The following is a 20,698-nucleotide window of genomic DNA, read 5'->3' on the forward strand; positions in this document are numbered from 1 at the left end:
CGCATGAAGACCCCGATCCTCGCCTGCCTGCTGACCGCCCTGGCCCTGCCGGCCCTGGCCGAAAAAGCCGACGCCAATAAACCGATCGAAATCGACGCCAATGCCTACAAGGGCAACGCCCTGACCCAGGGCGTCGAATACACGGGCAATGTCGAACTCACGCGCGGCACCCTGAAAGTGCGCGCCGGCCGCGCCGTCGTCAAGGAAGACGAGCAGGGCTACACCTACATCACCCTGTTCGCCGATCCCGGCAAGCTGGTCAGCTTCCGCCAGAAGCGCGACGGCGGCGACCTGTGGATGGAAGGCGAAGCCGAGCGCATCGAATACGACGACAAGAGCGAGGTCGTGAAGTTCTTCTCGCGCGTGAAGCTGCGCCAGCTCGAAGGCACGCGCGTGACCCAGGAATCGACGGGCGAGCACTTCACCTACAGCAACCGCACTGAAGCCTTCTCGATGATCAATGACGCCAGCGGCACCACGCGCGAAGGCCAGCCGCGCGTGCGCACGGTCAGCCAGCCGAAAGTCATCAAACCGGCAGGGAAACAATAATGGCGGAACAGACCTGCGGCAGCAAACTCGACGTCAAGGGCCTGCAAAAAAGCTATGGCAAGCGCCTGGTCGTGCGCGATGTGTCCCTGCATGTCGAATGCGGCGAAGTGGTCGGCCTGCTCGGTCCCAACGGGGCCGGCAAGACCACGTCCTTCTACATGATCGTCGGCCTGGTGCCGTCCGACGCCGGGGCCATCAACATCTCGGGCGTGGACATCACCAGCCTGCCGATTCACCGGCGCGCCGTGATGGGCCTGTCCTATCTGCCGCAGGAAGCCTCGGTGTTCCGCAAGCTGACGGTGGAGGAGAACATCCGCGCCGTGCTGGAACTGCAGAAGCAGGACGGCAAGCCCCTGAGCAAGGAAGCCATCACGAGCCGCCTCGACACCCTGCTGGCCGAGCTGCAGATTGAAAAGCTGCGTGAAAACCCCGCGCTCTCGCTGTCGGGCGGCGAGCGGCGCCGCGTCGAGATCGCGCGCGCCCTGGCGACCAATCCGCGCTTCGTGCTGCTGGACGAACCCTTCGCCGGTGTCGACCCGATCGCCGTCATCGAGATCCAGCGCATCGTGCGCTTCCTCAAGGAGCGCGGGATCGGCGTGCTGATCACCGACCACAATGTGCGCGAGACCCTCGGCATCTGCGACCGCGCCTACATCATCAACCAGGGCGCGGTGATGGCCTCCGGGCGGCCGGACGACATCATCGCCGACGAATCCGTGCGACGCGTCTATCTGGGCGAGCATTTCCGCATGTAGTCCCTATGAAGCAATCTCTGCAATTACGGGCCTCGCAGCACCTGGCGCTGACACCGCAGCTCCAGCAGTCGATCCGTTTGCTGCAGCTGTCGACGCTGGAACTGCACCAGGAAATCGAACAGGCGCTGGCCGAGAACCCGCTGCTGGAACGGCTCGACGATCCGCTCGAACATTCGGTGCGCGTGCTGGCCGATGGGGTGATCCAGCCGAGCGCGCCGGCGGCCGAAGGCGCGCCCGACGCGGCCCCGGCCAGCGAGCCGGGCGCCAGCGCCGAGGTGCCCGACGAGGGCGGCCCGGCAGCGCCCGAAGGTGAACTCGACTGGAGTGGCGTGGGCAGCGGCAAAGGCCAGGACGAGGACGAGGACGATGACGGCCGCCCCCAGCTCGAAGCCTGCGCCTGCAGCCTGCGCGAGCATCTGAACGAGCAGGTGCGCGTGACCCAGCTGTCCGAACGCGACCGTGCGCTGGCCGCCCTGATCATCGACGCGATCGACGACAACGGCTATCTGGAAGAGAGCCTGGACGAGATCCATGCGCGCCTGCCTGAAGAACTCGAGATCGACCCCGATGAACTGCGCACGGCCCTGCGCCTCGTGCAGAGCCTGGACCCGGCCGGGGTCGGCGCGCGCACGGCGGCCGAATGCCTGGCCCTGCAGATCCGCCGCCTGCCGCACGTGCCCCTGGTCACGCGGCGCATGGCCTTGACCATCGTCGAGCAGTATCTGCCCTGGTTCGCCCAGCGCGAATTCAACAAGCTGAAGAAGGCGCTCGACTGCGACGACGAAGACCTGCGCGAAGCCCAGGCCGTGATCCGCCAGTGCCATCCGCATCCGGGCGCGGCCTTTGCCAATGACGCGTCGGACTATGTGGTGCCGGATGTGATCGTGCGGCGCGGGAAGGGCGGCTGGATCGTCAGCCTGAACCAGGAGGTGATGCCGCGCCTGCGCGTGAACGCCCTCTACGCCAGCCTGATGAAGGGCGGCAAAGCGGACGGCGCCCTCAGCGGACAGCTGCAGGAAGCCAAGTGGCTGATCAAAAATATGCGCCAGCGCTTCGACACGATCTTGCGTGTTTCGCAAGCCATCGTCGAGCGCCAGAAGAATTTTTTCTCGCATGGGGCTGTTGCCATGCGCCCCCTTGTGTTGCGCGAAATAGCTGATACACTAGGTCTACACGAGAGCACGATTTCTCGTGTCACGACTCAAAAATACATGCTTACCCCGCACGGCATGTTTGAGTTGAAGTACTTTTTCGGCAGCCATGTTGCCACGGAAGCGGGGGGCGAAGCGTCGTCAACGGCAATTCGTGCGCTGATACAGCAATTGACAGGAGCAGAAGACCCTAAAAATCCTTTATCCGACAGTAAGATCGCGGAAATGCTGGGGGAACAGGGCATGGTCATTGCGCGGCGTACCGTCGCCAAATACCGTGAAGCGCTCAAGATCCCACCCGTCAGCCTCCGCAAATCCTTGTAGTGTGCGGGTCCTCCGCTGTCCATCCCAAGCCAAGGGATAGCGTGACCCAGGTAGTAACCCACCTTAGGAGTGTGTATGAACCTCACCATCAGTGGTCATCATCTTGAAGTTACGCCCGCCATCCGAGACTACGTCCAGAATAAACTCGAGCGCATCAAACGACACTTCGATCAAGTCATCGATATCGCTGTCATCCTCTCCGTCGACAATCTGACTGAAAAAGAAAAACGGCAAAAGGCCGAAATCAACCTGCGTCTGTCTGGCAAGACCGTGTTCGTGGAAAGCTGCTCGCAAGATCTGTATGCGGCCATCGACACCCTGATCGACAAGCTCGATCGCCAGGTCATGAAATACAAGGACAAAGTGCAAGATCACAAGCACTTGGCCGCCAAGCATTTCCCCGATGACGGGGTGCAGGCCGCGGCCTGAGCTGGCTGGATCAAGCACAAAGGGCGCTGCGGCGCCCTTTTTTGTTTTTGCGGGCGCTACAATCACGCTTTTGATCACTTGCGTTTTCCGCCATGACTGAATTCGTCCAGACCCGCGTTGCCAATGGCATCGGCTTCATCACGCTCGACCGTCCCAAGGCCCTGAACTCGCTCTCGCTCGACATGGTGCGGGCGCTGACTGCCACCCTGACGGCCTGGCGCAGCGACGCCGCCGTGCAGGCCGTAGTCCTGCAGAGCAGCAGCGAGAAGGCCCTGTGCGCCGGCGGCGACATCCGCTTCTTTTACGAGGTCGGCACGCGCACGCCGATGGGCGGCAGCGCCCTGCTGGAAGACTTCTTCACCGAGGAATACGCGCTCAACTACCTGATCCATTTCTATCCCAAGCCCTATGTCGCGCTCATGCAAGGCGTGGTCATGGGCGGCGGCATGGGCATCGCTCAGGGCGGGCCCGGCTGCGGCATCCGCATCGTCACCGATAACAGCAAGATCGCCATGCCCGAGGTGAACATCGGCCTGTTCCCCGATGTCGGCGGCAGCCACTTCCTCTCGCATGCGCCGGGCCAACTCGGCATGTATCTGGGCCTGACCGGGCTGACCGTGGGCGCGGCTGACTGCCTCTACCTGGGCCTGGCCGACCACTATGTGCCGACCGACGCGCTGCCGGCCCTGCATGCGCTGATCGCGGCCACGCCCGGTGCCGAGCTGGGCGCTGCGCTGGCCGCATTCTGCGCCGGTTTCGATGCCGGTCCGGCGCCGCTGGCGGCCGAGCGTGCGCGCATCGACCAGCACTTCAGCGCGCCGACCGTGGCCGGCGTGATGGCTGCGCTGGCGGCCGACGCCAGCCCCTTCGCCCAGCAGGCCCTGGCCGCCATGCGTACCCGTTCGCCGCTGCTGATGTGTGTGACCCAGGAACTGCTGCGCCGCGGCGCCAGCCTTGACGTGGCCGACTGTCTGCGCCTCGAGCGCAATCTGGTGCGCCGCACTTTCGAGCATGGCGAAGTGCTCGAAGGCGTGCGCGCGCTGGTGATCGACAAGGACAACCGGCCGCAATGGAATCCGCCCACGCTCGAGGCCGTCACGGAGGCGATGGTGGCGCGCTTCTTCGAGCCGCCGTGGCCGGCGGCGACGCACCCGCTGCGCAGTCTCGGCGCTTAATGCTGTTCGCGGTGGCGCACGATGACGCGTTCATCGCGCCCCGCGAAATAGGCGCCCAGGCGCTCGGCCATGTAGACGCTGCGGTGCTGGCCGCCGGTGCAGCCGATCGCCACCGTCAGGTAGGCGCGGTTGTCGTGCTTGAAGCTCGGCAGCCATTTTTCGACGAAGGCGCGAATATCGGCCAGCATTTCGCCGGCCTGGGGCTGGGCGTCGAGGAAGGCGATGACCGGCTCGTCGCGCCCGGTCAGGGGGCGCAGGCTCAGGTCATAAAAGGGATTTGGAATCGCGCGCACATCGAACACGAAGTCGGCGTCGAGCGGGACCCCGAGCTTGAAGGCGAAGGATTCGAAGAACAGGGTCAGCGGCGCCGCTTCGAGCAGCACCAGTTCGCGGATCCAGGCGCGCAGCTTATTCGCGCGCAGGTCCGAGGTGTCGATCACATGGCCGAGGTTCTCGATGGCCGAGAGGCGTTCGCGCTCTTCCGAAATGCATTCGATCAGAGTGCGGCGCGAGGCCGGATTTTCGCCCGGGCGCAGTTCATGCGAGAGCGGATGGCTGCGCCGCGTTTCCGAGAAGCGCGCCACCAGCGCATGCGTATTCGCCGTCAGAAACACCGTCTTCACCTGATGCCCGTACTGGCGCAGCAGGGCCACGTTATGCGGCAGATCGGCCAGCGAGGCGGCGCTGCGCGCGTCGACGGCGACGGCCAGGCGCGAGGCGCCGTCGGCCGAAACCGTATCGACGAGTTTCAGCAGCAAGGCTGGCGGCAGATTGTCGACGCAGTAGAAGCCGCTGTCCTCGAGCACATTGAGCGCGACCGATTTGCCCGAGCCCGAGATCCCGGTGATAAGCACGATTTGCATGATGGCCAGATGATACCCGAAGCGCGCCCAGACCTCAGCCCCCACCGCTTACCCCCAAGATAAATCGGGGTCAGACCCCATTTATCCGCGCAGCAAATTGCGCGCGCGGGCATTGCCGCGCAAACAAATGGGGTCTGACCCCGATTTGTTGGGGCGGAAATTTTTTGGGGGAGCTTGTTGCTGGATGGAGAAATGGGGTCTGACCCCATTTTTTAGTCGCTGCTCATCGCCTGGCGCTGGCGCTCCATGAACTCCTGCAGCGTGTCGATGCCGCGCAGCTGGAGGATGGTGTTGCGCACGGCCGCTTCGAGCAGCACGGCGATGTTGCGGCCGGCCGCCACCGGAATCACCACCTTGCGGATCGGCAGGCCGAGCACGTCCTCAGTCGGGAACATGAAGGGCAGGCGCTCGGTCTCTTCTTCGAGCGCGCCGCGGCGCACCAGATGCACAATCAGCTTCAGACGCATCTTGCGGCGCACCGCCGTCTCGCCAAAAATCGCCTTGATGTCGAGCAGGCCGAGGCCGCGCACTTCCAGCAGATTCTGCAGCAGCGGCGGGCAGCGCCCTTCGATCATGTTCGGCGCGATGCGCGCAAATTCCACGGCGTCGTCAGCCACCAGGCCGTGGTTGCGCGAGATCAGCTCGAGGCCGAGCTCGCTCTTGCCGAGGCCGGAGTCGCCGGTGATCAGCACGCCCACGCCCAGCACGTCCATGAACACGCCGTGCATGATCACGCGCTGCGCCAGCTTCTTCGACAGGTACACGCGCAGATAGTCGATCACCTGGGCCGCCGGCAGCGGCGTCGAAAACAGGGGGATGTTCTGCTCGTCGCAAATGGCCAGGATGTCGGGCGGCGTGTCGAGGCCCTGGGCAATGATCAGGGCCGGCGGCGCGCCGCCGATCAGCTCGCCAATGACGTGCGAGCGCGAATTGGCCTTCAGGCGATGGTAGTAGTTGAGTTCCTGATGGCCGAACACCTGGATGCGGCCCGGGTGGATCAGGTTTAGGTGGCCGACCTGGTCGGCGGCCGAGGCGACGTCGCCCGAGATCACCCGCTCGCCGCCGGGAAAACCGGCGAACCAGCCGAGCTGCAGGCTTTCGCGGTTGTCGTCGTACAGGCTCTGGATGGTCAGCGGCGTCTGGTGCATGGATCAGCCCAGGGCTTGCAGGCTCGGCTGCCAGTTGGTGATGCGCGCGTGCACGGACTTGGGATCCGGATCGGCGCGCAGGGCGGCGCGGAAGGCTTCGTCCGAGAACATTTCGGCGATCTCGGACAGGATCTCCAGATGCTGCTGGGTCACGTGGTCGGGAATCAGCAGGAAGAACAGCAGATTGACCGGCTGGCCGTCGGGCGATTCAAACGGAATCGGCTCGACCAGGCGGACAAAGGCTGCCAGCGGACTCTTCAGGGTCTTGCTGCCCTTGATGCGGCCATGCGGCACGGCCACGCCGTGGCCCAGGCCGGTGGAACCGAGGCGTTCGCGCGCGAACAGATTGTCCGACACGGTCGAACGCGCAATCCCGCAGTTGTTTTCGAAGATCAGACCGGCTTGTTCGAACGCCCGCTTCTTGCTCGAGACTTCGAGGTCGAGCAGCACATTTTCGGGCGACAGGATTTTACTCAGATTGGTCATGGCAGCTTCAGCCGTTTGCGACGCGGAATTATAGGCCGTTTCCTGCGCCCCGCATCGGAAAATCTTTACCCCTTCAGTATGGAATGCGTATTGAGGTAAGGCAAGAGTCCTTGCGCTGTCATCCGATTGTAACCTGCCGCTCAGCGGCGGGGCGTACCATTGCGCCCCGACATCCGGTACTGCCTGTGCTGTCGTAAAGATTACGCATTTTTACAACATTTGGTCGAATGCGTTTGACGCGGCACGGTCAGGCTCGGATACTTTTTCGTCCACGTTTCGACAAAAGTTTGCGCAGACAAACTTAAAACTTGACGTAAATACATTTTGACACCAAGGGAGAAAACACGGCCATGGCGAAGACGTTCTTTAAGCTGGCGAATGGGGATTTTTTTCAGGACTGGTCGAATACCGGTCTGATCACGACGAATAATGTCTGGGATGGGGTGGACGCCATCGTCGGCTACCGCGGCGACGGCCTGGCCAGCAGCGGCAAGGACCCGCGCCTGGTCACCACCGACGGCACCAGCGTCGTCAATGTGCTGGCCAACCAGAGCAATCCGAATACGCTGACGACCGGCGGCGTGGCGGAGTTCCAGCTGGCCGACCCGGTCGTGGCCCTGCAGGGCTCGGGCACGGCCCAGGCGCCGAATCTGGTGCTCTACCTGGACGCCAGCGGCCGCCAGAACCTGCACTTCTCGGTCGACCTGCGCGATATCGACGGCAGCCTCGACAATTCGATCCAGCAGGTGACCGTGCAGTACCGCGTCGGCGACAGCGGCGCCTGGACCAATCTGACGGGCGGCTATGTCGGCGATGCCTCGACCGGGCCCAGCCTGGCCAGCGCCGTGACCCATCTCGAACTCGATCTGCCGGACGCGGTCAACAACCAGTCGCAGGTCGAAATCCGCATCCTGACCACGGACGCCACCGGCGCCGACGAGTGGATCGGGGTCGACAATATCCGCGTCAGCAGTCTGGCCATGGCGGCCGATACCACGCCGCCGCTGCTGCAGGCCAGCAGCCCGGCCGATGGCGCCATTGGCATCGCCCCGGGCGCCAATCTGGTGCTGAACTTCAATGAACTGATCCAGCTCGGCAGCGGCAATCTGACGATCACCGACGACAATGGCGACACGCGCGTGATCAGCGTCAGCGACAGCAGCCAGGTCACGCTCAGCGGCCAGAGCCTGAGCATCAATCCGAGCGCCGATCTGAAACTCGGCACGACCTACCATGTGAGCCTGGACGCGGGCGCCGTCAAGGACATGGCCGGCAATGCCTATGCGGGCACGGGCAGCAATCCGATCGACTTTGAGACCATCGCCCCGCTGACGCGCATCTTCGCGATCCAGGGCGCCGGCCACAGCTCGCCGCTGGTCGGCAAACTGGTCAACACCCAGGGCGTGGTCACGGCGATCGACACCAGCGGCGCCAAGGGTTTCTGGATTCAGGACCCGGACGGCGACGGCAATGATGCCACCTCGGATGCCATCTTCGTGCTGTCGACGGCGGCGCTGTCGACGGTGAAGGTCGGCGACCTGGTCTCGCTGCAGGGCGTGGTCGAGGAGTACAAAGGCAATGACACGAATAATCTGCCGGTCACGGAACTGACCTCGGTCAGCGGCCTGACCGTGCTCAGCAGCGGGAACACGGTGGCGCCGGTGGTGCTGGGCGAGGGCGGCCGCGTGCCGCCGAGCAGCACGGTGGACAGCGACAACTTCGCCATCTTCAATCCGCAGACCGATGCGATCGACTTCTACGAGTCGCTCGAAGGCATGCTGGTGACGGCCAAGAATGTCATCGCGGTCAGCAATACCGAAAGCAATGCCACCTGGGCCCTGCTCGACAATGGCGCTTCCGCCAGCGGCCTCAACGACCGCGGCGCCGTCACCCGCAGCGCCACCGATGTTAATCCGGAACGCTTCGAAATCTATGCCGACAGCGGCGTCAACGCCAATGTGCCGCTGTACACGACGGGCGACAAGATCGGCGACGTCAGCGGCATCTTCACCTACTACGGCGGCGTGTGGGAACTGATTCCGACCCAGACTCCGGCGGCCGGCGTGCACACCACGATTCGCCAGGAAACCAGCAGCCTGCAGGGCGACACGGCCCACCTGCTGGTGGGCGCCTACAACGTCGAGAACTGCGACCCCAATGACCCGCAGTGGAAGTTCGACAAAATCGGCGTCGACATCGCCCAGGCCCTGAACGCCCCGGACATCCTGGGCCTCGAAGAAATCCAGGACAACAACGGCACCGGCAAGGGCGTGCTGGCCGCCGATGTGACGCTGCAGAAGATCGTCGACGCCATCGTGGCCGCTGGCGGCCCGCGCTACGCCTGGGTCGAAATCGATCCGGTCGCGGAGAACAGCAATGGCGGCGAGTCGAACGGCAATATCCGCAATGCCATCCTGTACAACCCGGCGCGCGTCAGCTATGTCGACGGCAGCCTGAAGAATCTGGACGATGTGACCCCGGCCAATGGCGACAGCTTCAAGAACAGCCGCCATCCGCTGACGGCCGACTTCACTTTCCACGGTGAGAAGATCACCTATATCGGCATCCACAATTATTCGCGCCTCGGTTCGGACGCGCTGTTCGGCGTCAACCAGCCGGCCCTGAACTCGGGCGACGACCGCCGCGTCGACCAGACCCTGGCCGTCAAGGACTATGTGCAGAAGCTGCTGGCGGCCGATCCGCATGCCAATATCGTCGTCGGCGGCGACTTCAACGCCTACCAGTACGAGAAGTCGCTGACCCAGCTCGAAGGCGATGGCGGCCTGTCCAACCTGGTCTGGAAGGCCGATCCGCTGGACCGCTATTCGAGCGCCTTCCAGGGCCAGAACGAGCAGATCGACCACCTGCTGGTGACGGCCAGCCTGGCGGCGACGGCCGAGTTTGACAACGTGCACCGCAACACCAACCAGCCGGCCGGCAGCAACCCGACCGACCACGATCCGGTACTGGCCCGTCTGCTGATCAACAGCGCGCCGCTGGCCGCCGCCGATGCCTACAGCGGCAGCGAAGACCTGCTCCTGACGATCGATGCGGCCCACGGCCTGCTGGCCAATGACAGCGACCGCAATGGCGATGCGCTGACGGTGGAACTGGTGGCCGCTCCGGCCCATGGCAGCCTGGTGCTGCGCGCCGACGGCAGCTTCGACTACCAGGGCGCGCCCGATTACAACGGCGCCGACAGCTTCAGCTACCGCGTGCACGACGCCATCGGCGCCGTCTCCGACGTGGTCAATGTGCAGCTGCAGCTGGCCGCCGTCAACGACGCGCCGACCCTGGCCGCCTCGGCCCCGAGCGCGGCCCTGGTCGAAGCCGGCCTGGCTGGCGCTGGTGTGAACACGGCCAGCGTGCAGCTCACCCGTGCCGACATCGACAGCAGCACCAGCTATGTGACGAGCGGCTGGGCCGAACTCGGCAACGGCTTGTTCAGCAAGGCCGGCGCGTATGGCGTGGCCGTGCTCGACACCGTTCACGACAGCCTCAGCTACACGCTCGACAATGTGCGCGCCAACGGCCTGGCCGCTGGCGTGCTCGTGGGCGAGGACTTCAGCATCAGCATCACGGACGGCGCCTTGAGCGCCAGCGTGCCGGTCCACTTCAGCATCAGCGGCAGCAATGATGCCCCGCTGGCCGTGGCCGACAGCGCCACCGTGCTGGAAGACGCCAGCCTGCGCATCGACGTGCTCGGCAACGACAGCGACCCCGATGGCGATGCGCTCAGCATCGTGCTGGCCGGCGCCAAGTCGGCGCTCGGCGCCTCGATCAGCCTGGACAATGGCCAGGTGCGCTACACGGCCGACGCCGACAGCTTCGATCTGCTGGCCACGGGCGCCAGCGTGGCCGACAGTTTCAGCTACCAGGTCAGCGATGGCCACGGCGGCCTGTCGGCCCCGGTCACGGTCAAGCTGACGGTGCGCGAAGCGGGCGACAACCAGACCATTAATGGCAGCAACAAGGCCAATGTCTGGACCGATGCCGATGGCCGCGACACCACCTACAACGGTGGCAATGGCGAGGACCAGCTGGCCGGCGGCGACGGCGCCGACGTCCTCAATGGCGGCAATGGCAATGACATCCTGTCGGGCGGCAGCGGCAGCGACACGCTCAATGGCGGCAATGGCAGCGATCTGCTGGCCGGCGGCGCCGGGCGCAATCTGCTCAGCGGCGGCAATGGCCCGGACAGCTTCGTGATCCGCGTCGGCGCCTTCGACACCATCAGCGACTTCAGCCGCGAGGACAGCATCATCACCGGCTACCAGGGCAGCGACGCCCCGGCCGCGCTGAGCGCCTTTGCGGCGGCCAGCCAGCCGGCCCACAGCTTCGCCTTCGCTGACGCAGATCTGGACGGCAATGGCACGGTCGACGCCGTGATCATCACTGGCAGCAGCCTCGGCGATGGCGCCCTGGTGCTGAGCAACTGGAGCATCGCCGCCCTGCAGCAGCAACACCTGCTGGGCAACGGCCAGCAGGTGCTCGGCAACTGGCTGATCTGAGCCAGGCCGCCGCGCTCAGCGCTTCGGGCGCAGGGCCGGCGGCAGTTCCATCACGCGCGCGCGCGGCCACTGCAGCAGCACTTCGCAGCCGGCCGTGCTCGCGTCCTGGTGCAGATACGGACGCAGCTCTTCCGGATGGTCGAGCAGGTAGTTCATCAGGGCCGCGCGCGCGGCCGGATGCAGCTGGCCCGGCACGCCGGCGCACGGATGGCCGTTGCACAGCTGCGGCAGGCGCGTGCAGATGCGCTGGCTGACGGCCTGCCAAGCGCGCAGCACGCTGCGTTCGGTCACCCCCAGCTCGGCCGCAATCTGGACGTCGCCGATGCCGGCCACGGCTAGGCGCAGGGTGCGCTGTTCGGCCGGGCCCATGCCCAGCCGCGGCGCGCCGTAATGAAAGGCTTCGGCCAGCACGCTGTGGGCGGGCAGGCTGGCCGCCAGCAGGCGCGACATGCTGAATAACTGCAGGCCCTGGCGCGCCGGCTGCGGCTGCCAGCCCTGGCGGCGCAGCTGCAGGTCTTCGCCGCGCCCTTCCTGGAATAGGCGCTGCAGGTGGAAACCCTGGGTCGCGCCGCGCAGCAGGCGGTCGTGGCTGGCGTCCTGGTATTCCTCGAGCACGCAGCGGTTATGCAGGATGAACAGGCTGATCCGGCCATGGCTATTGCGCTCGGCAATCTCCTGCGGACCGGGCGGGGTGAAGGCGCCGCTCGCCAGTTCCTGGTAGAGCAGGGCGCTGGCCTCGGCCGGTGGCGCCTTGGCCAGCAGGGCCTCCCAGCGCGCGTCGAGCACCACGGCCACGCACAGGCCGGCCAGCAGGGGCGTGCCCGGCTCACGCACATCTTCGATCACTTCGGCATGAAAGCCTGGCTGGCCCAGCAATCTGGTCCAGAGGCGAGGCAGGCTGCGTGGTCCTGGCTGGCCCAGTTGGAGCCAGTCCGGCAGCAAGCCTGTACAGCGTTTCAGGTCGGCCAACAGCAGCGGCCGCCTGCGCAAACCCAGTCCATTCCCGTCGCGCACAATTATCCCTTTGCCGATCTCCGCCGGCGGGTTTCCCTTGCATCTTCGGGCTTGTGGCGCAGGCCCTGTTTTGTAGTGATAGTTTGTACTGGTATGTACAATGTGCGGCGATTATACGCCGCAAAATGTTTTAGGCGTAAACCAAAATGTTTCGTTGCAAAACGGCAACGTTTATTGGCGCGCGTGACGCAGATTGCCGGGCCAGGGACCGCTGAAATTGGCGCGGTAGGGATTGATGTCGAGCCCGCCGCGGCGCGTGTAGCGTGCGTACACGGCCAGCTGCTGCGGACGGCAGTGGCGCAGGATGTCGACGAAGATGCGCTCGACGCATTGCTCGTGGAATTCGTTGTGCTCGCGAAAACCGATCAGATAGCGCAGCAGGCTTTCCTGGTCGATCTGCGGGCCGGCATAACGGATCTGCACGCTGGCCCAGTCGGGCTGGCCGGTGACCAGGCAGTTCGATTTGAGCAGGTGCGAGACCAGGGTTTCCTCGACCGTGTCGGCCTCGGGCGTGTTCTTCAGGACCTCGGGCTGGGGTGCGTAGTGGTCGACCTCGATGTCGAGCCGGTCCAGCAGCACGCCCTCGAATTCGCCGAAGCGCTGCTGGCCGAACTGCTCGGGCGCGATCAGGCTCACGTGCACAGGCGCGCCGGCGGCGGCCGACAGGTCCTCGCGCAGCAGGGCCAGCAGGGCCTCGTGGTTGGCCAGACGCGTCTGGTTAAACGCGTTCAGGTACAGCTTGAAGGACTTCGACTCGATGATATTCGGCGAGTCGGCCGGAATCGTGAAGCAGGCCATCGCCACCTGCGGCTTGCCGCGCAGGTTCAGCCACGACAGCTCGTAGGCATTCCAGATATCCACGCCGAAGAAGGGCAGGGTGCCGGTGATGCCGAGCTCGTCGCGCTTTTCCTGGCGCGGAATGGGAAACAGCTGCTCCGGCGCATACTGCGTGACGTAGCTCGAGGTTTTGCCGAGGGGCGAATTGGCTGCGGTATTGCTCATAGAAATAGTTTGTACACAGGGTTCTGGCTCTCATCCCAGAAGCGGTAGCCGAGCGTGGCCAGGAACTGGCGGAAGGCGTCCATTTCCTCGGGCGGCACCTGCAGGCCGATCAGGATGCGGCCGACGTCGCCGCCCTGATTGCGGTAATGGAAGAGCGAAATATTCCAGTTCGGCGCCATGCTCGACAGGAAGCGCATGAGCGCGCCCGGGCGTTCGGGGAATTCGAAACGGTAAAGCAGTTCATCGTGGGCCAGCGCGCTCTTGCCGCCGACCAGGTGGCGGATGTGCAGCTTGGCCAGTTCATCGTGGGTCAGGTCGAGCGTGGTGAAGCCCTGCTCCTCGAAGGCGCGCGCCAGCGTGGCCGACTCGCCGCGGCTGCTGATCTGGATGCCGACGAACACATGGGCCACGTCCTCGCCGCTGACGCGGTAATTGAATTCGGTGACGGCGCGCGGCCCGATCAGCTCGCAGAAGCGGCGGAAGCTGCCGCGCTGCTCGGGAATCGTAACGGCGAACAGGGCCTCGCGCGATTCGCCCAGTTCGGCGCGTTCGGCGACGAAGCGCAGGCGGTCGAAATTCATGTTGGCGCCCGAGGCGATGGCCACCAGGGTTTCATCCTGCACCGGCTGCTTGCTCAGGGCGGCGCGTTCGATATAGGCCTTGGCGCCGGCAATCGCCAGCGCGCCCGAAGGTTCGAGAATCGAGCGCGTGTCCTGGAACACGTCCTTGATGGCGGCCGCGATCGCATCGGTGTCGACCAGGATCACCTCGTCGACGAACTGCTGGCACAGGCGGAAGGTTTCCTCGCCGACCAGACGCACGGCCGTGCCATCGGCGAACAGGCCGACATCGGACAGGGTCACGCGCGCGCCCGCCTTCAGGCTGCGCGCCATGGCGTCGGAGTCGATGGTCTGGACGCCGACGATGCGGATGTCGGGCCGGATCTGCTTGACGTAGGCGGCCACGCCCGCGATCAGGCCGCCGCCGCCGATCGGCAGAAAGATCGCGTGGATCGGGCCCGAGTGCTGGCGCAGGATTTCCATGCCAATCGTGCCCTGGCCGGCGATCACGTCCGGATCATCGAAGGGGTGGACGAAGGTCAGCTTCTGTTCTTTTTCGAGCGTCAGCGCGTGGTTGTAGGCATCGGTGTAGGAGGTGCCATGCAGCACCACCTCGACGGCGGCGCCGCCGCGCGCCTTGACCGCGTCGACCTTGACCTGGGGCGTGGTGGTCGGCATCACGATCACGGCGCGGCAGTGCAGGCGCGTGGCCGCCAGGGCCACGCCCTGGGCGTGGTTGCCGGCCGAGGCCGTGATCACGCCGCGCTTGAGCTGGGCGTCGCTCAGGTAGGCCATCTTGTTATAGGCGCCGCGCAGCTTGAAGCTGAACACGGACTGCACGTCCTCGCGCTTGAAGTAGATGCGGTTGCCGAAGCGTTGAGACAGGGAAGGGGCGAGTTCGAGCGGGCTTTCGACGGCCACCTCGTACACCCGGGCGGTCAGCACTTTTTTCAGATAATCGGTCGTCATAATTCGCAGCGTGGTTGAGGGCGCTCGGGCGCGGCGGGCACGGAGCGCAGAATGGACGCGATGGTCTGGGTAAGACGGACTCGCAGAGCGGCCGCGGCCGGATAGGGCGGCGTTTCGGTTTTCCTCATTATAATGGACGGCCCAAGAACTCTGCTGCCGCCCCATGACCGAAGCCGCTGTCGCCTGGCTGCTGGCCCTGATCGCCGCCCCCTCCGTGGGCCTGACGGCGGTGTTTATCATCAGCTTTGTGTCGGCCACCCTGATTCCGATGGGCTCGGAGCCGGCCGTGTTTGCCGTGGCCAAGGCCAATCCGGCCATGCTGGTGCCGGTGGTGCTCGTGGCCACGCTCGGCAACACGCTCGGCGGCGCGGTCGATTACTGGATGGGCTATGCGGCCAAGCAGGGCTTTGGCAAGGAACGCCAGACGCGCTGGTTCCACTGGCTCGAACGCTTCGGCCCGCGCGCCATGCTGGTGGCCTGGCTGCCCGGCATCGGCGACCCGATGTGCACCCTGGGCGGCTGGCTGCGCCTGCCGTTCTGGCCCTGTCTCGCCTACATGGCGATCGGCAAATTCCTGCGCTATGTGTGCATGACGGCCCTGCTGCTCTACGTGCCGGACGGCTTCTGGAAAGAGCTCGCGATCCGGCTCGGTTGACGAATATCCTGCGCCGCGGCGCGCAAGGCTTGGAATGCCTGTTTCGCAATGGGGGTCTTATGCAAATTTAATTTGCATAAGTGGCCTACATTGCAAATATTATTTGCAATGGGTTCCCCTGCCGATTCTAAGGCTGCTCCGGCGTGGTGCGCCGCAATAGGCTAGAATGACCCTCCGGAATGCTGCCACCCACCCCAGAATGAACGCCCCCGCCCACCTGCAGGCCCTGATGGCCGACACGCCCGACGCCCCGACGCGACTGCGCGAAATTCCGTACAACTACACCTCGTTCTCGGACCGTGAAATCGTGATCCGCCTGCTGGGCGAACACTGCTGGTCGCTGCTGGACGAGTTGCGCTCGGCGCGCCAGACCGGGCGCTCGGCGCGCATGCTGTACGAAGTGCTCGGCGATATCTGGGTGGTGCGCCGCAATCCCTATCTGCAGGACGACCTGCTCGACAATCCGCGCCGCCGCCAGAACCTGATCGACGCCCTGCATCACCGTCTGGCCGAGGTGGAGAAACGGCGTGTGGCTGTCGACAACAGCCTCGACAGCGATGCCGCGCGCCGCAGCGCCAATGTCGAAACCCTGCTCAAGGCGGCCAGCCAGGCCGTCGAGGATTTCGGGCGCGAATTCCGCGAAACCTATGAGCTGCGCAAGCGCGCCCAGAAGGTGCTGAGCCGCTACACCGAGAAGCACAACATCAAGTTCGACGGCATGAGCCGCACCACCCATGTGACCGACGCTACCGACTGGCGCGTCGAGTACCCGTTCGTGGTGCTGACCCCGGATACCGAGGACGAGATCGCCGGCCTGGTCAAGGGCTGCATCGAGCTCGGCCTGACCATCATCCCGCGCGGGGGCGGCACCGGCTACACGGGCGGCGCGATTCCGCTGACGCCGATGTCGGCCGTGATCAACACCGAAAAGCTGATCGATATCGGCCCGGTGGAGATGCAGCGCCTCGACGGCGTTGAGCGCGACTACGCGACTATCCACACCCACGCCGGCGTGGTCACCAACCGCGTCTCGGCCGCGGCCGAAGCGGCCGGCTTCGTGTTCGCCGTCGATCCGACCTCGGCCCACGCCTCCTGCATCGGCGGGAATATCGCGATGAACGCGGGCGGCAAGAAGGCCGTGCTCTGGGGCACCGCGCTCGACAATCTGGCCTCGTGGCGCATGGTCGATCCGAATGGCGACTGGCTCGAGGTCACGCGCGTCGGCCACAATCTCGGCAAGATCCACGACGCCCCGGTCGCGCGCTTTCGCCTCGACTGGACCCATCCGGGCCAGAAGACCCCGTTCAAGACCGAGACCCTGGAGATCCCGGGCCGCCGCTTCCGCAAGGAGGGCCTGGGCAAGGACGTGACCGACAAATTCCTGGCCGGCCTGCCCGGTATCCAGAAGGAAGGCACGGACGGCCTGATCACCTCGGCCCGCTGGATTCTGCACAAGATGCCGAAGTACACGCGCACGGTCTGCCTGGAATTTTTCGGCCAGGCGCGCGAGGCGATTCCCTCGATCGTCGAGATCAAGGACTACCTCGACAGCCTGCCCGCGACGGGCGGCCCCGGCTTCGAGACGATCCGCCTGGCCGGCCTGGAACACCTGGACGAGCGCTATCTGCGCGCGGTCGGCTATGCAACCAAATCCAAGCGCGGCGTGCTGCCCAAGATGGCCCTGTTCGGCGACATCGTCGGCGACGACGAGCACGCGGTGGCCCATGCGGCCTCGGAAGTGGTGCGCCTGGCCAACCAGCGCGTGGGCGAAGGCTTCGTCGCCGTCAGCCCCGAGGCGCGCAAGAAATTCTGGCTCGACCGCGCGCGCACGGCCGCCATCGCCAAACACACGAATGCCTTCAAGATCAACGAAGACGTGGTGATTCCCCTGAATCGCATGGGCGAGTACACGGACGGCATCGAGCGCATCAACATCGAACTTTCGCTGCGCAACAAGCTCAAACTGGTGGAGGAGCTCAAGGCCTTCTTCGGCCAGAGCAATCTGCCGATCGGCAAGAGCGACGACGCTTCGGGCGAGAGCATCGATGCCGAGGAAATCCTCGAAGACCGCGTCCAGCAGGCCGAGGCCCTGCTGCAGGGCGTGCAGGCGCGCTGGACCTATCTGCTCGAGCATCTCGACCAGCCGCTGGCCGAGGCGCGCGACGCCCTGGCTGCGCTCGGGCTCGAATCGCTGCGCACCCACTTCGACGCGCGCATCGTGGCCCAGCCGCATGCGAGCGTATTCCACGTGCTGCAGGACCGCACCGTGCGCGCCAGCTGGAAGAGCGAGCTGCGCAATCCGCTGCGCCATATGTTCACAGGCGGCGCCTTCCGCCAGATCCTCGAGGACGTGGCGGCGATCCACAAGCGCGTGCTGAAAAGCCGCGTGTTCGTCGCCCTGCACATGCACGCCGGTGACGGCAATGTGCACACGAATATTCCGGTCAACTCCGACAACTACGAGATGCTGCAGGACGCCCACCAGGCCGTCGGCCGCATCATGGCCCTGGCGCGCTCGCTCGACGGCGTGATTTCGGGCGAGCACGGCATCGGCATCACCAAGCTCGAGTTCCTGACCGAAGACGAGATCAAGGACTTCCGCAGCTACAAGGCGCGGATCGACCCCGAAGGCCGCTTCAACAAGGGCAAGCTGCTCAATCTGCCCGAGTACAGCGCCGACCTGCGCAATGCCTACACGCCATCGTTCGGCCTGATGGGGCATGAATCGCTGATCATGCAGCAGAGCGACATCGGCAATATCGCGCACAGCGTCAAGGACTGCCTGCGCTGCGGCAAGTGCAAGCCCGTGTGCTCGACCCATGTGCCGCGCGCCAATTTGCTGTACTCGCCGCGCGACAAGATTCTGGCCACCTCGGCCCTGATCGAAGCCTTCCTCTACGAAGAGCAGACGCGGCGCGGGGTGTCGATCAAGCACTGGGCCGAGTTCGAGGACGTGGCCGACCACTGCACGGTCTGCCACAAGTGCGAGACGCCGTGCCCGGTGAACATCGACTTCGGCGACGTGTCGATGAATATGCGCAATCTGCTGCGCAAGATGGACAAGAAGTCCTTCAATCCCGGCACCAAGGCCTCGATGTTCTTCCTGAACGCGACCGACCCGACCACCATCAATGCCACGCGCCAGATGATGATCGGCTGGGGCTACAAGGCCCAGCGTTTCGGCCACGAGCTGTTCAAGCAGTTCGCGCGCAAGCAGACCAAGGCGCCGCCGCCGACCACGGGCAAGCCCGAAATCAAGGCGCAGGTGATCCACTTCATCAACAAGAAGATGCCGGGCAACCTGCCGAAGAAGACCGCGCGCGCCCTGCTCGACATCGAGGACGACAAGTTTATCCCGATCATCCGCAACCCCAAGACGACCACGGCCGATACGGAAGCCGTGTTCTACTTCCCCGGCTGCGGCTCGGAGCGCCTGTTCTCGCAGGTGGGCCTGGCCACCCAGGCCATGCTGTGGGAAGTGGGCGTGCAGACGGTGCTGCCGCCCGGCTATTTGTGCTGCGGCTACCCGCAGCGCGGCTCGGGCGACTACAGCAAGGCCGAGAAGATGATGACGGACAACCGCGTGCTGTTCCACCGCGTGGCCAACACCCTCAACTACCTCGACATCAAGACCGTCGTCGTGTCCTGCGGTACCTGTTATGACCAGCTGGCGACCTACGAGTTCGAGAAGATTTTCCCCGGCTGCCGCATCGTCGACATCCACGAGTATCTGCTCGAAAAAGGCGTCAAGCTCGAAGGTGTGAACGGTGTGCGCTACATGTACCACGAGCCCTGCCACAACCCGATGAAGCAGCAGGACTCGGTCAAGACCGTGAACGCGCTGCTGTCGGCGGCCGGGCAGGACAAGATCGAGAAGAACGACCGCTGCTGCGGCGAGTCCGGCACCCTGGCCGTGACCCGGCCCGACATCTCGACCCAGGTGCGCTTCCGCAAGGAAGGCGAGGTCAGCAAGGGCGCCGAGAAGCTGCGCGCCGACGGCTTCACGGGCGAGGTCAAGATTCTGACCAGCTGCCCGTCCTGCCTGCAGGGTCTGAGCCGCTACAACGACGACGCCGGCACCCAGGCCGACTACATCGTGATCGAGATCGCGCGCCATCTGCTGGGCGAGAACTGGATGCCCGACTACGTGGCGCGCGCCAATGACGGCGGCATCGAACGGGTGCTCGTATGAGCGAGTGCGAACTGTGCGCGGCGCGCGCCGACACCGTCTACAGCGATGCCGAGCTCGATGTCATTCTCGTCGATGACGCCCAGCATCCGGGTTTCTGCCGCGTGATCTGGCGCGCCCATGTGCGCGAGATGAGCGACCTCAGCCCGGCCGAGCGCCAGCGCCTGATGGACGTGGTGTGGCAGGTCGAAGGCGCGCTGCGCGCCGTGATGCAGCCGCACAAGCTCAATCTGGCCAGCCTGGGCAATGTGGTGCCGCATCTGCACTGGCATGTGATTCCGCGTTATCCCGACGATGCCCAGTTCCCCGCGCCCGTGTGGGCGGCGGCCGTGCGCGTGACGCCCGAGGCCACGCTGGCCGCGCGGCGCGCGCTGCTGCCCCAGTTGCGCGCCGCCATCCAGGAGAGATTGCAGCATGCCTAATCCGACCAATATCACCGTCCACCAGAAGTCCGGCGTGCTCGAGATCGCCTACGACGACGGCCAGGTATTCAGCCTGCCGTTCGAATATCTGCGCGTGTATTCGCCCTCGGCCGAAGTGAAGGGCCACGGGCCCGGGCAGGAGGTGCTGCAGGTCGGCAAGCGCGAAGTCGGCGTGGTGGCGCTCGAGCCGGTCGGCAATTACGGCGTCCAGCCGACGTTCAGCGACGGCCACAACACCGGCATCTACACCTGGGACTACCTGTACCAGCTCGGCACGAGCCAGGTGCGGCTGTGGGCCGACTACCTGGCCCAGCTGCACGCTGCCGGATTCGAGGGCGACAGCGGGCGAGCACCGGGCGCCGTGCTGGCGAGCGCACCCACGCGCCACGGCTGCGGCCACAAGCACTAATCCTTTCCCCCCAAACAAATCGGGGTCAGACCCCATTTATCCGCACGGATAAATGGGGTCTGACCCCGATTTGTTTTGGGGGAAATT

Annotated in this window: 16 protein-coding genes; 10 read left to right on the forward strand and 6 right to left on the reverse strand. The window is 65.0% G+C overall.

The window, feature by feature from the left end:
- Nucleotides 1–3: 3 nt before the first annotated feature.
- The 5 genes from lptA to LZ005_RS11495 all read left to right on the forward strand — a co-directional run bounded on the left by lptA (nt 4) and on the right by LZ005_RS11495 (nt 4,383).
- Entirely contained in the window at nt 4–549 is a 546-nt protein-coding gene (gene lptA / locus LZ005_RS11475) for a lipopolysaccharide transport periplasmic protein LptA (protein WP_237808202.1), read from the forward strand.
- The gene (gene lptB / locus LZ005_RS11480) at nt 549–1,304 is read left to right on the forward strand and encodes an LPS export ABC transporter ATP-binding protein (RefSeq protein WP_237808203.1); all 756 of its coding nucleotides are present in this window, start codon (nt 549–551) and stop codon (nt 1,302–1,304) included. The genes lptA and lptB overlap by 1 nt, the downstream gene beginning before the upstream one ends.
- 5 nt (nt 1,305–1,309) lie before the next feature.
- Nucleotides 1,310–2,779 carry an RNA polymerase factor sigma-54 gene (locus LZ005_RS11485; RefSeq protein ID WP_237808204.1) on the forward strand — a complete coding sequence of 490 codons (1,470 nt, stop codon included), beginning with the start codon at nt 1,310–1,312 and terminating at the stop codon, nt 2,777–2,779.
- 75 nt (nt 2,780–2,854) lie between these two features.
- Complete coding sequence (hpf, locus tag LZ005_RS11490) at nt 2,855–3,208, forward strand: ribosome hibernation-promoting factor, HPF/YfiA family (protein ID WP_237808205.1); 354 nt, start codon at nt 2,855–2,857, stop codon at nt 3,206–3,208.
- A 92-nt stretch (nt 3,209–3,300) separates the two neighbouring features.
- Nucleotides 3,301–4,383 (forward strand): enoyl-CoA hydratase/isomerase family protein, encoded by a 1,083-nt coding sequence (locus tag LZ005_RS11495; RefSeq protein WP_237808206.1) that lies wholly within the window; start codon nt 3,301–3,303, stop codon nt 4,381–4,383.
- Here the strand turns inward: LZ005_RS11495 and rapZ are convergent.
- The 3 genes from rapZ to LZ005_RS11510 all read right to left on the reverse strand — a co-directional run bounded on the left by rapZ (nt 4,380) and on the right by LZ005_RS11510 (nt 6,880).
- Nucleotides 4,380–5,246 (reverse strand): RNase adapter RapZ, encoded by an 867-nt coding sequence (gene rapZ / locus LZ005_RS11500; protein ID WP_237808207.1) that lies wholly within the window; start codon nt 5,244–5,246, stop codon nt 4,380–4,382. The two genes, LZ005_RS11495 and rapZ, sit on opposite strands and share 4 nt — an antisense overlap.
- Nucleotides 5,247–5,458: 212 nt before the next feature.
- Nucleotides 5,459–6,394 carry an HPr(Ser) kinase/phosphatase gene (gene hprK, locus LZ005_RS11505; protein WP_237808208.1) on the reverse strand — a complete coding sequence of 312 codons (936 nt, stop codon included), beginning with the start codon at nt 6,392–6,394 and terminating at the stop codon, nt 5,459–5,461.
- 3 nt (nt 6,395–6,397) lie between these two features.
- Nucleotides 6,398–6,880 (reverse strand): PTS sugar transporter subunit IIA, encoded by a 483-nt coding sequence (locus tag LZ005_RS11510; RefSeq protein WP_237808209.1) that lies wholly within the window; start codon nt 6,878–6,880, stop codon nt 6,398–6,400.
- Nucleotides 6,881–7,230: 350 nt separating this feature from the next.
- Between LZ005_RS11510 and LZ005_RS11515 the strand changes: the two genes are divergently transcribed.
- Nucleotides 7,231–11,391: an Ig-like domain-containing protein gene (locus LZ005_RS11515; RefSeq protein ID WP_237808210.1), complete on the forward strand. Its 4,161-nt coding sequence runs from the start codon at nt 7,231–7,233 to the stop codon at nt 11,389–11,391.
- Between the two features lie 15 nt (nt 11,392–11,406).
- Here the strand turns inward: LZ005_RS11515 and LZ005_RS11520 are convergent, their stop codons facing one another.
- The 3 genes from LZ005_RS11520 to ilvA all read right to left on the reverse strand — a co-directional run bounded on the left by LZ005_RS11520 (nt 11,407) and on the right by ilvA (nt 14,936).
- Complete coding sequence (locus LZ005_RS11520) at nt 11,407–12,267, reverse strand: hypothetical protein (protein ID WP_237808211.1); 861 nt, start codon at nt 12,265–12,267, stop codon at nt 11,407–11,409.
- 309 nt (nt 12,268–12,576) lie between these two features.
- Nucleotides 12,577–13,407 (reverse strand): NADPH-dependent 7-cyano-7-deazaguanine reductase QueF, encoded by an 831-nt coding sequence (gene queF / locus LZ005_RS11525; protein WP_237808212.1) that lies wholly within the window; start codon nt 13,405–13,407, stop codon nt 12,577–12,579.
- The gene (gene ilvA / locus LZ005_RS11530) at nt 13,404–14,936 is read right to left on the reverse strand and encodes a threonine ammonia-lyase, biosynthetic (RefSeq protein ID WP_237808213.1); all 1,533 of its coding nucleotides are present in this window, start codon (nt 14,934–14,936) and stop codon (nt 13,404–13,406) included. Before ilvA ends, queF begins: the two co-directional genes overlap by 4 nt.
- Before the next feature lie 163 nt (nt 14,937–15,099).
- Between ilvA and LZ005_RS11535 the strand changes: the two genes are divergently transcribed.
- The 4 genes from LZ005_RS11535 (at nt 15,100) to LZ005_RS11550 (ending at nt 20,611) form a co-directional block, all read left to right on the forward strand.
- Nucleotides 15,100–15,591, forward strand: coding sequence for a YqaA family protein (locus LZ005_RS11535; protein ID WP_237808214.1), 492 nt, complete (start codon nt 15,100–15,102; stop codon nt 15,589–15,591).
- Between the two features lie 199 nt (nt 15,592–15,790).
- Nucleotides 15,791–19,783, forward strand: coding sequence for an FAD/FMN-binding oxidoreductase (locus tag LZ005_RS11540; RefSeq protein ID WP_237808215.1), 3,993 nt, complete (start codon nt 15,791–15,793; stop codon nt 19,781–19,783).
- The gene (locus LZ005_RS11545; protein ID WP_237808216.1) at nt 19,780–20,202 is read left to right on the forward strand and encodes an HIT family protein; all 423 of its coding nucleotides are present in this window, start codon (nt 19,780–19,782) and stop codon (nt 20,200–20,202) included. The genes LZ005_RS11540 and LZ005_RS11545 overlap by 4 nt, the downstream gene beginning before the upstream one ends.
- Complete coding sequence (locus tag LZ005_RS11550; protein ID WP_237808217.1) at nt 20,195–20,611, forward strand: gamma-butyrobetaine hydroxylase-like domain-containing protein; 417 nt, start codon at nt 20,195–20,197, stop codon at nt 20,609–20,611. Before LZ005_RS11545 ends, LZ005_RS11550 begins: the two co-directional genes overlap by 8 nt.
- Nucleotides 20,612–20,698 lie beyond the last annotated feature (87 nt).

The sequence above is a fragment of the Massilia sp. TS11 genome, from assembly GCF_022012445.1.
Lineage (GTDB): Bacteria > Pseudomonadota > Gammaproteobacteria > Burkholderiales > Burkholderiaceae_D > Telluria.

What these genes read in the sequence shown, in the direction of transcription:
- lptA (WP_237808202.1), top strand. Translation starts at nt 4, where the DNA reads ATGAAGACCCCGATCCTCGCCTGCCTGCTGACCGCCCTGGCCCTGCCG.
- lptB (WP_237808203.1), top strand. Translation starts at nt 549, where the DNA reads ATGGCGGAACAGACCTGCGGCAGCAAACTCGACGTCAAGGGCCTGCAA.
- LZ005_RS11485 (WP_237808204.1), top strand. Translation starts at nt 1,310, where the DNA reads ATGAAGCAATCTCTGCAATTACGGGCCTCGCAGCACCTGGCGCTGACA.
- hpf (WP_237808205.1), top strand. Translation starts at nt 2,855, where the DNA reads ATGAACCTCACCATCAGTGGTCATCATCTTGAAGTTACGCCCGCCATC.
- LZ005_RS11495 (WP_237808206.1), top strand. Translation starts at nt 3,301, where the DNA reads ATGACTGAATTCGTCCAGACCCGCGTTGCCAATGGCATCGGCTTCATC.
- rapZ (WP_237808207.1), bottom strand. Translation starts at nt 5,246, where the DNA reads ATGCAAATCGTGCTTATCACCGGGATCTCGGGCTCGGGCAAATCGGTC.
- hprK (WP_237808208.1), bottom strand. Translation starts at nt 6,394, where the DNA reads ATGCACCAGACGCCGCTGACCATCCAGAGCCTGTACGACGACAACCGC.
- LZ005_RS11510 (WP_237808209.1), bottom strand. Translation starts at nt 6,880, where the DNA reads ATGACCAATCTGAGTAAAATCCTGTCGCCCGAAAATGTGCTGCTCGAC.
- LZ005_RS11515 (WP_237808210.1), top strand. Translation starts at nt 7,231, where the DNA reads ATGGCGAAGACGTTCTTTAAGCTGGCGAATGGGGATTTTTTTCAGGAC.
- queF (WP_237808212.1), bottom strand. Translation starts at nt 13,407, where the DNA reads ATGAGCAATACCGCAGCCAATTCGCCCCTCGGCAAAACCTCGAGCTAC.
- ilvA (WP_237808213.1), bottom strand. Translation starts at nt 14,936, where the DNA reads ATGACGACCGATTATCTGAAAAAAGTGCTGACCGCCCGGGTGTACGAG.
- LZ005_RS11535 (WP_237808214.1), top strand. Translation starts at nt 15,100, where the DNA reads ATGACCGAAGCCGCTGTCGCCTGGCTGCTGGCCCTGATCGCCGCCCCC.
- LZ005_RS11540 (WP_237808215.1), top strand. Translation starts at nt 15,791, where the DNA reads ATGAACGCCCCCGCCCACCTGCAGGCCCTGATGGCCGACACGCCCGAC.
- LZ005_RS11545 (WP_237808216.1), top strand. Translation starts at nt 19,780, where the DNA reads ATGAGCGAGTGCGAACTGTGCGCGGCGCGCGCCGACACCGTCTACAGC.
- LZ005_RS11550 (WP_237808217.1), top strand. Translation starts at nt 20,195, where the DNA reads ATGCCTAATCCGACCAATATCACCGTCCACCAGAAGTCCGGCGTGCTC.